This window comes from Kitasatospora sp. NEAU-69 (assembly GCF_057158765.1).
Window position 1 is genome coordinate 150984 of the sequence record NZ_JBWXUE010000014.1, and the last position, 15058, is coordinate 166041.

Here is a 15058-nt window from a genome sequence, read left to right on the forward strand (position 1 = left end):
TCCACAGCCCGACTCGGGGGGGAGGAGCCGGACCGGGTTAGCACGGTCGCGAACGATCCGTGACTTCCATGGTGTACCCGAGCGGCCAGAAACACAAACCAGCACGCCCTTGCGTCCACCGAATGGCGGCCCCCTCGGAGCGGCCATCTATCCTCGGTTCCTGTGGACACCACCGAGAACGCCGACATCGCCGACGATGGTGAGATCTCCGGGCCGGAGGCCGCACGGAATGCCGGGCCAGGCGGCGAAAAAACCGCCGCGCAGTCGTCCCCGCAGTCCGTCGAAGCGCCGACGAGCGCCAGCAGTGGCACCCCGTCGCCGCTTCGCGTCGGTCACCCGCTCCACGGGGGCGAGCGGACGGCGGCCTTCTTCGATCTCGACAAGACGATCATCGCAAAATCGAGTGCGCTGGCCTTCAGTCGCCCCTTCTACCAGGGGGGACTGATCAACCGTCGAGCCGTGCTGAAGAGCGCCTATGCACAGTTCGTCTTCCTGGTCGGCGGTGCGGACCACGACCAGATGGAGAGGATGCGCGAGTACCTCTCCGCCCTGACCCGGGGCTGGAACGTCCAGCAGGTGCGCGAGATCGTCGCCGAAACACTGCACGGCCTGATCACACCGATCATCTACGAGGAAGCCGCCTCACTGATCGCCCAGCACCACGCCGCCGGGCGCGACGTGGTGATCGTCAGCAGCTCCGGCGCCGAGGTCGTCGAACCGATCGGCGCACTGCTCGGCGCCGATCACGTGATCGCGACCCGGCTGGCGATCGAGGACGGCTGCTACACCGGCGAGATCGAGTACTACGCCTACGCCGAGAACAAGGCGGCCGCGATTCGATCGCTGGCCGAGCGCGAGGGCTACCGGCTGGCCGACTGCTACGCCTACAGCGACTCGGTCACCGACCTGCCGCTCCTGGAGGCCGTCGGGCGCCCCTCCGCCGTCAACCCGGATCGCGGGTTGCGCAAGGAGGCGGCGGCTCGCGAATGGCCGGTGCTCGTCTTCGACCGTCCGATCGAACTGCACCGCCGGCTGCCCGAGTTCAAGGCGCCGAGCCGAACGGCGCTGGCCGCGGTGACGGTCGGGACGGCCTGTGTCACGGCCGGGGTGGTCTGGCAGTTGGCCAAGCGCCGCCGACCTGCGGCGCTCTGACCCGCACCACCCCGGCCGCACCACCGGCGGTATGCAAATCGGACAAAAGGTAAAGACTTCGCGATTCGAGTTCCGTTTGCCCGGGATCCGCGATACAAAGGACTCACGGCCCGCGAGACCCGGAAGGACCCAAAGAGGTCAGACCGACACCGCAGTTCAGGCCACGGACCGCGTACAACATCCGAGCACCCACGTGCAGCCGACCCGCGATACGGGCCGCCGCACCAGGCGAACGGGCAGGATCCCCGCCTGATGGGCAAATCCGGTGCACGCATGGTCACCCGGAGCGTTGTACCAGCGGCGACATCAGCAATCAGGGTGTCGCCGCAACTCTGCGCCCAGGCGCCATCTCGCGGCGAAACCCCGTACCCGATACGCACTCACACCATGCCGCGCTGCATCGCCTCGCAGACCGCGGTGCTCTCGCGCACGCCCAGCCGCAGCGCCAGGCCGCAGTGGGCGATCCACCGCGCGAGACCGTCCGCCGTGCCGGAGGCGTAACCGGCGAACGCCTCCCGGTAGGCAGCGGTCCCCAGCTCCACCAGACCGACCTCGATCGGGCAGATCGCCTTGGGGTCCAAACCCTCGGCGATCAGCACCATGCGCTGCGCGGCGCGGGCGACGACACCGTTGTGACCGGCGAACGGCCGAAGTGCGAGCAGCTCACCGTGCACGACCGAGGCGACCACCAGCGCGGGCGCATTGCCGGTCGGCCTGGCCGTCCGCGCGACCAGCAACTGGGCGAGCTGGTCCAGCCGCGCGGCGACCTCGTCAGCCGGCGGCGCGGGCGGCACTGCCGCCGCCGTGCCCGCGAGGGGCCGGGCGGGCACCGCGGACTCCGGAGCCGCGGCCACCCCTTCGGCGGCCTTCAGCTCCACGGGGAAGAGCTCGTCGGCGGGCTCGCCGGCCTGACGCGGGCGCCCCGAGGAGTCATCCGCATCGCCGGCCGCGAGGAGGTGCAGGCGAGCGAGCACCTGCAGCGGCGAGGTACGCCAGATGCTGATCAGTTGGCCGGCCTCGGCGGAGATCCGCAGCGCACCGCCAACCGTGCGGTCCTGCGGGCCGGCGCTGAAGTCGCTGCGGCGGCGAACCTCCTCCAGCGGCCAGTCGGCCCCGGCGAGCGCAGCCGAGGCCCGCGCGCCGCGCAGTGCGGCCTCCGAGGTGACCTCGGGCGCGCGCCTGCGCATCACGCGGTGGCCGTACAGTCGGTCGACGGCCTTGCGTACTTCGGCGACGGACTCGGGCACCCCGGGCAGCTCGGCCAGTGGGGCAAGCGGATCAGTTCCAGTGCTCACCTACCCGAGGGTAACGACTGCCTCCCGTCGCCCCGCACAGCAACCCCGGTATCACCCGTTCGAGCCAATCCTCGCTTCCCTCAGGTTTGGCGTGGCAAACCACGGCTACCATGGGCGCTATCGGAGACGATAACGATTACCAACAAGCTGGCCGGGGCCCTGGCGGGGATCGGCGGAGCGAGAGCCGGGAGTCCAGATGAAGATCGCCTTCGTCGGCAAGGGCGGCAGCGGCAAGACCACGCTGTCGGCACTGTTCATCCGCCATTTGGCCGCCGAGGGCCACCCGGTCATCGCGGTGGATGCCGACATCAACCAGCACCTCGGCCCAGCACTCGGATTGACCGATGATCAGGCATCGCAGCTGCCGTCTCTCGGCGCGCACCTGCCCGACATCAAGGAGTACCTGCGCGGCAGCAACCCGCGGATCGACTCCGCCGAGGTGATGATCAAGACCACGCCGCCCGGCCAGGGCTCCCGCCTGCTGCGGATCGTCGAGGAGAACCCGGTGTACGCCGCGTGCGCGCGCCCCGTCGCACTGGACGAGGGCTCGGTCCGGCTGCTCGCCACCGGCGCGTTCACCGAGGAGGACCTCGGGGTCGCCTGCTACCACTCCAAGGTCGGCGCGGTGGAGCTGCTGCTTAACCATCTGCTCGACGGCCGGGACGAGTACGTGGTCACCGACATGACCGCCGGCTCCGACTCGTTCGCCTCAGGACTCTTCACCCGCTTCGACCTGACGTTCCTGGTCGCCGAGCCGACCCGCAAGGGCATCTCGGTCTACCGGCAGTACAAGGAGTACGCGCGGGACTTCGGCGTCGCCCTTCGCGTCATCGGCAACAAGGTTCAGACCCCGGACGACCTCGCCTTCCTGCAGCGGGAGGTCGGCGAGGACCTGCTGACCTCCTTCGGCCACTCGGACTGGGTCCGCCGACTGGAACAGGGCGCCGAGCCCGCGCTGAGGAGCCTGGAGCCGGAGAACCGGGCGGTCCTGGCGCTGCTGGAGCGCGAGGCGGACGCCGCCTTCCGGGCCCGCGACGCCCGCCGCTACACCGAGCAGGCCGTCCACTTCCACCTGCGCAACGCGGAGAGCTGGGGGAACGCCAAGACCGGCATCGATCTGGCCGCCCAAGTGGACCCGACGTTCGTGCTCGACGCGGAACGCCTCCTCGCAGCCGAGGAGGCCGAAGCGGCTGCGGCCCAGGCGATCCGGCACGACGCAGCCCGTGACGCCGCCCACGACAGCAGCCACGACCCGGCGGCCGCGCACGCCTGACCGGCAGACAGGTCGCCACCGAGGGCCGATGACGTACCCCAGATGGGTGCGCCACCGGCCCTCTCGCGTATCCCGGCGGCGCTCACGGGATGTTTCACGGCGCGCCCCGAGCTGCCCGCGCGCCACCCGCAGGGGTGAATCTCGGCGTCAGGACTCCCGCACGCACTTACGCTATGCGAAGCTTCCATTACCAACAGTTTGCCAACTCTTGATGCACCAGCCTCTTGATGCAGCCACCTGCAGCCACCTCCTGATGCCCGTGATGCCCCCAGCTGATGCCCCAGCGCCTTGATGCACCCCGAGCCCTGCCGCATCGAGACCGGGCGAGCCAGATGGCCGCCGAGCCACCGCCACCGACCGGCACCGCTCCCCGCACCATCCCGCCCCCACCGTCGCGACCAAGGCAGCCGATCCGACCGCGGGCACCGCCGGCGGATCCGGCCGCGCTCGTTCCACCGGAAAGACGGGAAGCCATGACCCTCGACACTCCCCCTTCCCCACCGACCACTGCGGTCACTCCGGCCAGCCACGCCCCTCCGGAGAGCGGGCCCTCCCCCGCACCGCGGTTCCGGCGGCCGACCGGGGCAGACCTGACGGCCTCTCTGGTCGTCTTCCTGATCGCGGTCCCCTTGTCGCTCGGGATCGCGCTGGCCGCCGGCGCGCCACTGACCGCCGGTCTGGTCGCCTCGGCGGTGGGCGGGATCATCGCCGGCTTCTTCGGCGGAACACGGCTCCGGATCAGCGGCCCGTCCGCCGCCCTGACGGTGATCACCGCTGGGCTGATCTCGCAGTACGGCTGGCAGACCACCTGTGCGATCACCGTGGGCGCCGGCCTGCTCCAGCTGCTGCTCGGTTCGCTGCGGACGGCCCGCTCGGCGCTCGCCGTCTCGCCCGCGATCGTGCACGGCATGCTCGCGGGTGTGGGGATCACCATCGCGATCGCCCAGCTCCACGTGGTGCTCGGCGGCTCCACCCAGGGTTCCGTGCTGGCCGACCTGATCGCCCTGCCCGCGCAGCTCAGTGGCCCGCATCCACCCGCACTCGCGGTCGGCCTGCTCGCGATCGTGGTGCTCTACGGCTGGCCGCGGCTCCACCGGCTGCCCGGCCGAGCGGGCCGATTCGGCGGCTGGCTAGGCCGGGTCCCGGCCGCGCTGGTCGCGGTGGCGGCCGGGACGCTGCTGGCCATGGCCTTCGACTTCCGCCTTGCTCGCGTCGAGCTGCCCAGCTGGAGCGAGCACGATCTGGCCGGCCTGCCGCACGGCGCGCCGCTCGGCATCGTGGGCGCCGTCATCACCGTCACCGCGGTCGCGGGAGTCGAGTCCCTGCTCTGCTCTGTCGCGGTGGACCGGCAGACCGGCGCCGCCAGCGACCTGGACCGCGAGCTGCGCGGTCAGGGCCTGGCCAACCTCGTGTCCGGCCTCCTGGGCGGTCTGCCGGTGGCCGGCGGTGCGGTGCGCAGCGCGGCCAACGTACGGGCGGGCGCTCGCAGTCACTGGTCGGTCGTGCTCTACGGCCTCTGGGTCCTGCTCGCAGCCGCGATCCTGACCGGTGGCCTGCGCCGGATCCCGCTGGCCGCGCTTGCCGCTCTGGTGATGGTGGTGGGCATCCAGATGGTGAGCTTCGCGCACATCCGCCGGGTGCACCGGCACCGCGAGTTCACCGTCTACCTGACCTCGGTGCTGGGCGTCGTCCTACTCGGCGTCCCGCTCGGAGTCGCGGCCGGCGGGGCGGTGGCCACGCTGCTGGCGCTGTCCCGGCTGACCCGCGCGCATGTCGATGTGACGCCCTATCCGGACGGCTCCTACGGGGTACGGACCCACGGGCCGCTCACCTTCGTCGCCGTGCCCCGCCTGTCCAGGGCGCTCGCCTCGATTCCGGTGGGTGCCCAGGTGACGGTCCGCCATGACGGCTCCTTCCTCGACCATGCGGCATACGAGGAACTGCACTCCTGGCGTGACAGCCACAGCGCCCGGGGCGGCCGGGTGTCGCTGCTGACGGACCCCCAGGAGACCGAGGTGCTCGATCCGGACGGCACCGGGCGGTCCGGCGGCTCGCCGGGCTCACACCGCTGCCGCGCGTGGACCCCGTGGGTCGGCCACCACTGCATCGATCAGCAGGACGATCCGCATGTCAGGCTGATGGACGGCCTGCGCGGCTTCCAGGCGCATACCGCTCCGGTGATCCGCCCGGAACTGGCCCGGCTCGCTCGGGAGGGCCAGACGCCGTCCCAGCTCTTCCTCACCTGCGCCGACTCACGCATGGTCACCAGCATGATCACCAGCAGCGGCCCGGGCGACCTCTTCACCGTCCGCAACGTCGGCAACCTGGTCCCCGCGCCTCATGAACCGGGCGCTGCCGACGACTCGGTGGCCGCCGCCGTGCAGTACGCCGTCGAGGTCCTGGAAGTACGCAGCATCACGGTCTGCGGCCACTCCGGTTGCGGGGCCATGAAGGCGCTGCTCGACGGCGTGCACGAGCAGCCGGGCCGGCCGACGCCCCTGGCACGCTGGCTGCGCAACGGTCGCGGTTCGCTGGCTCGGCTGGCCCGGGTGCCGGCGGAGTTCGAGGACCGACCAGTCGCGGACCAGGTGGAGCAGTTGTGCATCACGAACGTGGTGCAGCAGCTGGACCAGCTGATGGCCAATCCAGCGGTCGAGCGACGCGTCGCGGACGGCACGCTGCGCCTGGTCGGGATGTACTTCGACTTCGCCACGGCACAGGCCTACGTACTGGACCGCCCGACCGGACGGTTCTGCCCCGTTGCCGGGGTGCGGGAGATCGCCAGCGCGGCCTGACCACAGGGTTGGTCCACTGCTCCACCCGGCCCACCAGCCCACCGACGCACCGACGCACCGACGCAAACGGCTTGCCGGCGACATGTGCTCCGGCAAGCCGTCCCCGAGACAATCGGCCACCCGCGAGTAAGGGGCGGTGCGGTCAGCCAGTGATCTTGTTGAAGATCTTCGAGTACGCGTAGCCGGTGGCCTTGTCGTAGCCATCGACCTCCCAGAACGACAGCTCCTGGATTCCCTTCGAGGCGGCGAAGGCCTCCAGGGTCGCCGCATTGGCCTGGGTGAAGTTCTCGTTGTCATCGTTGCGGCCGGCAATCGGCGTGAGTCCGAGCTTGCCCCAGAGCTGGGCAGACGTACCGCCGTAGATCCCCGCGAGCTGTCCGTGCGTGGCGTTGGCCGCAGACTCGGCATCCTTCAGCGCGTTCTGCCCGTCGCCGAAGTCCATGGTCATGATGTTGACCAGGTTGGCCTGAACGCCCGCGCTCTTGGCGCCCTTGAGCAGGTTGAGGGCGTTCGACTCCAGGCCGGTCGGATCCACCGGGACAGTGAAGTCGACCTGCACCGACGGGTTGGCTTTCTGCAGCGCCGCCAGTGCCTGATCACGGCGGGAGTTGGCAGCGGTGTCATCCAGGACACTGCCCTCGATGTCGAAGTCGAGCCTGGTCACACCGTAGGTCTTGACGACGTTGGCGTATGCGGCGGTGAGTGCCGACACGGAGGTGCACGTCTGGGCCAGCTCACCGCCTGCTTCACCACCGAAGGAGATGATCACATTGCCGCCCGACGCCTTGAACGCGTTCACCTGAGAGGTGAACGCTCCCAGGGAGTCGTTGTTGTCCTCCCACATCGGCGTGCAGCCGGACTTGGGGACGAGGAAGGCAAGGCTGTAGTACTGCCCGCCGCCGACCTTCTTGTCGGCAGCGAGGTCACCGGCGTCCGAGCCACTGATCTGCAGATACGGCGCCGAGTAGTGAGCGGGGAAGGCGGTCGCCGCCTGGGCGGGGGTGGCGGCGACGGTCAGGCCGATCGGCAGGGCCGCTGCTGCGGCGAGTACACCGAACCGGAGGAACTTGTCCATGACAACCTTTCAGTTCCGTGGGAGCCCACCCACCAAGAAGAGCGATGCGAAGCGACGAAGGCACTCGGCGAGGCGGGCACGTGGGGGAAGCGGTCCGGGCAGGCCGGACCGCCGGGACCAGGGCTGAAGTTAGTAAAGGTTCCTAACTTCAGCCCTGGGATAATGACCCCGGCCCTCAGATGGCGTCAAGGGTGCGCACAGCAGTCGGCTGCCTGCCCCAGGCAGGAGCAGACAGCCGACCTCCTCGATTCCCCGCGGACGCGCTACGCCCGCCGGTCCAGCAGCGCGGCGAGATCAGCCGGCGTCACATAGCCGGGCCAGCGCTGATCGTCGAAGAGCTGGATACCCGCGTCCCGGTAGCACTGGTCGACCAGCTGGGAGCAGATCTGGTGCCTGGTGTCGGCGACATAGTTCTTGAGCAGCCCGCCGCCGGGAACGCGGAACCGATGGGCGGCAAGCGCCGCGTAGTCGAAGAAGCTGTAGGGGACCTTCAGGTAGTGGCGCGCAGCCGAGACGATCGCGGCTCGCTGATCGCTCGTCAACTCGATCCGGCCGGTGGACCAGCGTGACGGGCGACCGTCGTACTCCGCGAGCGGAGAGGTGCGCGCGCCTCCCGGCTCGGCCTCGACCACCTCGTCGTCGCCGACCAGGATGAACGCGTGCTCGTAGTCCGCGAAGCCGTCCCCGTTGAGCCATTGCCCGACGCGGATCAGCCGACCGATATCGCCGGACATCCGAACGACCGCGAAGTCGCCGGGTCTCGGCAGTGGAACAGAACTGGCAGAGGAATCAGACATGGCTCAACTCCCCGAGAGCGCCGCATCGGAGCGCGTCCCCACCGCTCGGATCAACGCGCCCCCGGGCAGCGGCAGCACGTCATCGGACGGAGGAATCGCGCTGCGCCTACGACAGGCTGACGAATGGGAACACCGGGGCAGGCCCGCAGTGATCCCCCAGCAGGCTGGTACCTCCAGTGGAGTACCAGCCATGTTGACCGTCAAGGCTCCGGACGGAAACACCCGGACGATATGCCCGGGTTCGCACGCCGCGCCGGGCGGCTCGACACGCCGCACGGACACGCCGTCCACCCTGCCGGTGCGATCCAACACCGCGATGGCGGCACCTTCGACTCGCACCCCGCCCGCGAGCCGAACCCCCACCATCAAGTGCGACGATGTCGACAACTTCCGGTCAGCCGCGCGAATCCCGCCGGCGCCGGCGGTCCGCGGCGATCAACGGCCGATCAATAGTCAATGAAAGGTCTACACCAATTTCGGATGGCCCCTTGTCAAAGGACGTGTCCGCCTGGTGAGCTGTGCGATGGGACACACGGGACAATCCCCTCTCAGGGAACCATCCCGCAGCATTGGCGCTTCTCCGTGAGGAAAGCACCATGAGACAGACTCGATGAGGAGTTCGCGTTGAGCAACGAAAGCCTGGCCAACCTGCTCAAGGAGGAGCGGCGCTTCGCCCCGCCCGCGGAGCTGGCCGCCGCGGCCAACGTCACCGCGACCGCGTACGCGCAGGCTTCCGAGGACCGCCTGGGCTTCTGGGCCGAGCAGGCCCGCCGGCTGAGCTGGGCCGTCGAGCCGACCCAGACCCTCGACTGGTCGAACCCGCCGTTCGCGAAGTGGTTCGCCGACGGCAAGCTGAACGTGGCGTACAACTGCGTCGACCGCCACGTCGAGGCCGGCAACGGCGACCGCGTCGCGATCCACTTCGAGGGCGAGCCCGGCGACGGCCGCTCCATCACCTACGCCCAGCTCAAGGACGAGGTCTCCCGCGCGGCCAACGCGCTGCTCGAACTCGGCGTCGTCAAGGGCGACCGGGTCGCGATCTACCTGCCGATGATCCCCGAGGCGGTCGTCGCGATGCTCGCCTGCGCCCGCATCGGCGCAGCGCACTCCGTGGTGTTCGGCGGTTTCTCCGCCGATGCCGTCGCCTCCCGGATCCAGGACGCCGATGCCAAGCTCGTCATCACCGCCGATGGTGGCTACCGGCGTGGCAAGCCCTCCGCTCTGAAGCCGGCGATCGACGAGGCGCTGGCGAAGTGTCCGCAGGTCGAGCATGTGCTGGTGGTGCGCCGCACCGGTCAGGACGTGTCCTGGGCGCAGGGTCGGGACGTGTGGTGGCACGAGATCACCGAGCGTCAGTCGGCCGAGCACACGCCGCAGGCGCACGACGCCGAGCAGCCGCTGTTCATCCTCTACACCTCCGGCACCACCGGTAAGCCCAAGGGCATTCTGCACACCTCGGGCGGCTACCTGACCCAGGCCTCCTACACCCATCACGCGGTCTTCGACCTCAAGCCCGAGACCGACGTCTACTGGTGCACCGCCGACATCGGCTGGGTCACCGGGCACTCGTACATCGTCTACGGGCCGCTCGCCAACGGCGCCACCCAGGTCATCTACGAGGGCACCCCGGACACCCCGCACCAGGGCCGCTTCTGGGAGATCATCCAGAAGTACGGCGTCACCATCCTCTACACCGCGCCCACCGCGATCCGCACCTTCATGAAGTGGGGCGACGACATCCCCGCGAAGTTCGACCTGTCCTCGCTGCGCGTGCTGGGCAGCGTCGGCGAGCCGATCAACCCCGAGGCGTGGATCTGGTACCGCGAGCACATCGGCGCCGGCAAGACCCCCATCGTCGACACCTGGTGGCAGACCGAGACCGGCGCCATGATGATCAGCCCGCTGCCCGGCGTCACCGAGACCAAGCCCGGCTCCGCCCAGCGCGCCCTGCCCGGCATCAGCGCCACCGTCGTGGACGACGAGGCCAACGAAGTCCCCAACGGCTCCGGCGGCTACCTGGTGCTGACCGAGCCGTGGCCGTCCATGCTGCGCACCATCTGGGGCGACGACCAGCGCTACATCGACACCTACTGGTCCCGTTTCCCCGGCCGCTACTTCGCCGGTGACGGCGCGAAGAAGGACGACGACGGCGACATCTGGCTGCTCGGCCGCGTCGACGACGTCATGCTCGTCTCCGGTCACAACATCTCCACCACCGAGGTCGAGTCCGCCCTCGTCGGCCACCCCGCCGTCGCCGAGTCGGCCGTCGTCGGCGCCACCGACGCGACCACCGGCCAGGCCATCGTCGCCTTCGTGATCCTGCGCGGCACCGCCACCGACAGCCCCGAACTCGTCGCCGAACTGCGCGACCACGTCGGCAAGACGCTCGGACCGATCGCCAAGCCCAAGCAGGTCAAGGTCGTCAGCGAGCTCCCCAAGACCCGCTCCGGCAAGATCATGCGCCGCCTGCTGCGCGACATCGCCGAAGGCCGCGAGGTCGGCGACACCACCACCCTGGCCGACTCCAACGTCATGAACGTCATCCAGTCCCAGCTGCCGAACGCCACCAGCCAGGACTGACCGGCCCGCTGCCGGTCGACGGCCCCCTTCCGCGGTTCGCGGAAGGGGGCCGTCCTGCGTTCGACGCAAGGGTGACTGCGGATCGGATCAGGGACTTTTGCGATCATCCGATGAGCAGCGGCGATGGCAGCTCGTCACCGCGCTCCCGACGCCGTCAGATGAGCCGGGTCAGTCAGGCGGATCGGCTGCCAGGCCGCGCAGTGTGTCGTAGGCGGTCTGCAGGAACCGGCGGCGGCCGGTCGGCGGCGAGCTGACCATGGCAACGAGTCCGGTCCCAGCCCTCGGGTTGAAGCCCGCGAAGGCGACGAACCCGCGTGTCGAGCCCTCGTGGAAGAGGATCTCCTGTGACTCCAGGCTCGGCATCGAGCCCGGCACCGAGCCCAGCGCCACGCTTTGCTCCTCGCCTTGCTCCATGACCGGCTCGATGCCTGGCTCCGAGACGGCCTGGCGGCCGAGTCCCCGGCCGCCCCAGAGCCCGGAGCCGCCCGCGAGCGCGAACGCCGCCTCGTGATCGCCGTGATCACTGCTGCAGTGACTGCTGTGGTCACGGGCCTGGTCACTGCCGTGGTCACAGCCGGAGAAAAGCTCCGGTGAGGCCGCCAGGCGCTGCTTCCAGCCGAGGCAGATCCGCGTACCGGCCAGCCGCCAGGCCACCCGCGGGCGATGGACCTCGCCCAGCGCCGTCCGCAACGCCGGATCGGCGCGGAGCTGGAGCTGATCGATGGCGGGCGGCGGATCGAGCCGCCCCCAGGGTCCGCTCTCCGCCACCAGCAACGCCTGCAGGTAGCGCAGCATGTCGTCGGCGCTGGACCTGAGCGCGGCAGCTCCGGGGAGCGCCGGTATGCGGAACGACGGGACTCGGCGCCCGCGCCGGTAACCGCTGGCGGGGCCGCTACCGGGCCCGCAGGAGGTGTCCACCAGGCCGAGCGGACCACAGACCCGATCGGCGAGCAGATCTTCGTACCGGACGCCCGCCGCGTTCGCGAGCAGCAGGCCGAGCAGGCCGCATCCGAGGCTGGAGTACCTGACCTGCGTGCCGGGAGTCCCGCGCACGGGTGTCCGGGCCAGCGAGCGCAGCAGATGCGTCACGTTGAACGTGGCGCACGGCTGGGTGAACCACTCCGGCATCGCGCTCGGCAGCAGACCCACCGGGCGCCGCGGCAGACCGGAGGTGTGGGTGGCCAGATGAAGCAGGGTGATCGGCCGCTGCTTCGGGTAACCCGGGACCGCCCCTGCCACCAGGTACTTGTCTATCGGATCGTCATACCGGACCTCGCCGCGAGCCACCATGTCAGCCAGCAGCAGAGCGGTGAACGTCTTGGTGATCGACCCGATTTCGAACCGGGTGTCGGCCCGGACCGGGCGCCGGGTGGCGGGATCGGTGTAGCCGCGGCAGGCGACGGCCCGCTCGTCACCTCGGATCACCGCGACGGCGACACCGCTGGTCGGCGGCAGACCCAGGAAGAGCGGGCGCAGTCGGCGTTCCAGCCGCGAAGCGTCCGACGGGATCGGAGCCGGGGCGCTGACCGGGCCACCTGCCGGGCTGCCGATCGAGCGCACGCGGCCGGCCGGACCGGTGCGCTCGACGACCCGCACCGCGGTCGCCCGGCGGCCGGGGAGCAGGGCGGCCGAGTCAGCCGGGTCGAGCGGGGTGGCGGGGGCCGGCCTGGCGAACCGCCCATAGGAGGCGGGTGAGCCGAGGACGGACGAGCCGAGGACGGACGAGCCGAGGGCCGGCGAGCCGAGGGCGGACGAACCGGGGACGAGCGGCGGTACGGGCAGCGCGCGGGGAATGGCGCGGGCGCCGGCGCCGGTCGTGGCCAGCGGACTCGGAGCAACCGGAGAAACCGGAGGAGCAGGCGCAGCGGGAGGAGCTGACGAAACCGGAGCACCCGCAGCAGTCGCCAAGGTGGCCGGACCGGTGGCGGCGGTCAGCGCCGGCCGGATGGCCTTGGCCCGTCGGGCCGTCGCGTGCGCAGGGGGCTCGGCCGGTGAGAGCCAGGTCGGTTTCGGCGGGACGACCGCACGTCGGGGCAACGTGGAACGGCGCAGGGACGAGCGGGGCGCAGTGGACGGACGCCCGGCCGGCGGTAACAGGGGCGGCGCGCTCTGCGCGCCCTCACCACCGGCGGTCGGAGCGGGTTCGGCAGACCGTACGGACGGTACCGCCGCAGTGGGCCCGGCCGGATCGGCCGGTTCCTGAGGGGACATGGGATTGCCTCCGAGTGGAGTCGAGGTGGGCCGCCTCGGTGGGCGGCGCGCTGACTTGACGATAAGTTCGCCCACACGCCAACGCATTCGCTCAACCTCGGCCGGGACGGCGGAAGTCGGCGCACCTGTGAGAGCCCCGGAGATGCCCCGCACCGAGAGCCCCCGGAGATGCCCCGCGTCGGCATGGACGCCCCAGGACGGCATGGACGCCCCGCGCCGGATGCCCATGGCCGCAACAACGGGCAGGCAGCAGATCACGATGAAGCCATAAAGTATGACAAAACGGATATCGGCTCTCGGTGCCCCGTAGACTGTCAACGTCGCAACAAGATCTGCGGCAGTTCTCCAAGGCGCGCCGGGAAGTCTGGTCGGCACTGCACCACAGGTGTATCCGCTCACCGTTCCCGTGCCCAGGAGGTCTCCGCGTGGCAAGCCCGCCGCCCACCGAGCCATCGACCCAGCGACGCCAGTTCCTCGGAAGGCTCTCACTGCCGGAGCGCCGGTTCCTGGCGGACGCACTGCGCACCGAGACGGTCGGCGGCATCCTGCTCCTGCTCGCCGCCGTCGTGGCACTCATCTGGGCCAACGCCTGGCCCCACTCGTACGAAGACGTTCTGCACCGCACGATCGGCCCGTCAGCCCTCCACCTGAACCTGCCACTGGAGGTCTGGGCCAAGGACGGGCTGCTCAGCATCTTCTTCTTCGTCGCCGGTATCGAGCTCAAGCGGGAGTTCGTCGCCGGCGAGCTGCGCACGCCGAGCGCGGCGCTGCTGCCCGTGACCGCCGCGGTCTGCGGGGTGGCGCTGCCCGCGATCGTGTTCGCCGTGGCCAACAGCGGAGCCGGCGGCCACCCCGGCGGCTGGGCGATTCCGACCGCCACCGACATCGCCTTCGCGCTGGGTGTGCTCGCCGTGGTGGGCAGTCATCTTCCCTCGCCGCTGCGGGCCTTCCTGCTCACCCTGGCGGTGGTGGACGACCTGATCGCGATCCTCATCATCGCGGTCTTCTACAGCTCCGGCATCAAGTTCTGGGCGCTCGGACTCTCCCTGGCGGGCCTGGTGCTCTTCTGGTTCCTGCACCGGCGGGGCGTCCACGGCTGGTACCTCTTCGTGCCGCTCGCCCTGGTCATCTGGGCACTGATGCACGAGAGCGGCGTGCATGCCACGGTGGCCGGCGTCGCCATGGGCCTGCTGCTGCGCTGCCACCGCGAGCCGGGCGAGGAGCAGTCCCCCGGTGAACACATCGAGCATCTGGTGCGGCCGCTCTCCGCCGGGGTCGCCGTCCCGGTCTTCGCCCTCTTCGCGGCCGGCGTATCGATCTCGCCCACAGCCATCAAGGACGTCTTCACCGAGGCCATGCCGCTGGGCATCGTGCTCGGTCTGCTGGTCGGCAAGACCGTCGGCGTCTTCGGCGGGACCTGGCTGGCCGCCCGCTACACCCGGGCGGAGCTGAATCCCCAGCTCAAGTGGGCCGACCTGTTCGCAGTCGCCACGCTGGCGGGCATCGGCTTCACGGTCTCACTGCTGATCAGCGAACTCGCCTTCCCACACGATGCCGTCCTGGCAGAACGGGCCAAGGCCGCCGTTCTGCTCGGTTCGCTGCTCTGCGCCGTGCTTGCGACCACCCTGCTGAAACTGCGCAACCGGCACTACCGTCAGCTCTGCGAGGAGGAGGACCGCGACAGCGACGGCGACGGCATCCCCGACATCTACCAGCAGGACATCACGCAGCACAGCCGCCAGGAGCCCGCGCGCCAGGCCAACGAGCGACCGGGCGACGGAGCTCGGGGCGGGCGACCTGCCGAGGGGCGGGCATGATGGGGTGGCCGAGTGTCAAACGCCTGCGGTCGGGTGACGCACTGTCCGCCGAATCCGGCCCTA

General features: G+C 70.3%; 9 protein-coding genes. 5 read left to right on the top strand and 4 right to left on the bottom strand.

Annotated elements, in window-relative coordinates:
- Positions 1 to 162 precede the first annotated feature (162 nt).
- Entirely contained in the window at positions 163 to 1152 is a 990-nt protein-coding gene (locus tag AC060L_RS18370) for an HAD family hydrolase (RefSeq protein ID WP_483799858.1), read from the top strand.
- Positions 1153 to 1532: 380 nt separating this feature from the next.
- Here AC060L_RS18370 and AC060L_RS18375 read toward each other — a convergent pair whose 3' ends face one another.
- Entirely contained in the window at positions 1533 to 2447 is a 915-nt protein-coding gene (locus tag AC060L_RS18375) for a Fic family protein (RefSeq protein ID WP_483799859.1), read from the bottom strand.
- Positions 2448 to 2643: 196 nt separating this feature from the next.
- Here AC060L_RS18375 and AC060L_RS18380 point away from each other — a divergent pair, with 196 nt between their 5' ends.
- On the top strand, positions 2644 to 3720 hold the full coding sequence (locus tag AC060L_RS18380; RefSeq protein WP_483799860.1) for an ATP-binding protein: 1077 nt from the start codon (positions 2644 to 2646) through the stop codon (positions 3718 to 3720).
- Between the two features lie 473 nt (positions 3721 to 4193).
- Positions 4194 to 6515, top strand: coding sequence for a SulP family inorganic anion transporter (locus AC060L_RS18385; RefSeq protein WP_483799861.1), 2322 nt, complete (start codon positions 4194 to 4196; stop codon positions 6513 to 6515).
- Between the two features lie 142 nt (positions 6516 to 6657).
- On the opposite strand, the gene AC060L_RS18390 is transcribed toward AC060L_RS18385, so the two are convergent.
- Positions 6658 to 7590, bottom strand: a complete 933-nt coding sequence (locus AC060L_RS18390) for a chitinase (RefSeq protein WP_483799862.1) — start codon at positions 7588 to 7590, stop codon at positions 6658 to 6660.
- Positions 7591 to 7853: 263 nt separating this feature from the next.
- Positions 7854 to 8324: a hypothetical protein gene (locus AC060L_RS18395; RefSeq protein WP_483799863.1), complete on the bottom strand. Its 471-nt coding sequence runs from the start codon at positions 8322 to 8324 to the stop codon at positions 7854 to 7856.
- A 687-nt stretch (positions 8325 to 9011) separates the two neighbouring features.
- Here AC060L_RS18395 and acs point away from each other — a divergent pair.
- Complete coding sequence (gene acs / locus AC060L_RS18400; RefSeq protein WP_483799864.1) at positions 9012 to 10967, top strand: acetate--CoA ligase; 1956 nt, start codon at positions 9012 to 9014, stop codon at positions 10965 to 10967.
- Positions 10968 to 11135: 168 nt separating this feature from the next.
- Here acs and AC060L_RS18405 read toward each other — a convergent pair whose 3' ends face one another.
- Positions 11136 to 13004: a serine hydrolase domain-containing protein gene (locus tag AC060L_RS18405; protein ID WP_483799865.1), complete on the bottom strand. Its 1869-nt coding sequence runs from the start codon at positions 13002 to 13004 to the stop codon at positions 11136 to 11138.
- Between the two features lie 599 nt (positions 13005 to 13603).
- Here AC060L_RS18405 and nhaA point away from each other — a divergent pair.
- Positions 13604 to 14995, top strand: coding sequence for a Na+/H+ antiporter NhaA (gene nhaA / locus AC060L_RS18410; protein ID WP_483799866.1), 1392 nt, complete (start codon positions 13604 to 13606; stop codon positions 14993 to 14995).
- Positions 14996 to 15058: the final 63 nt, after the last annotated feature.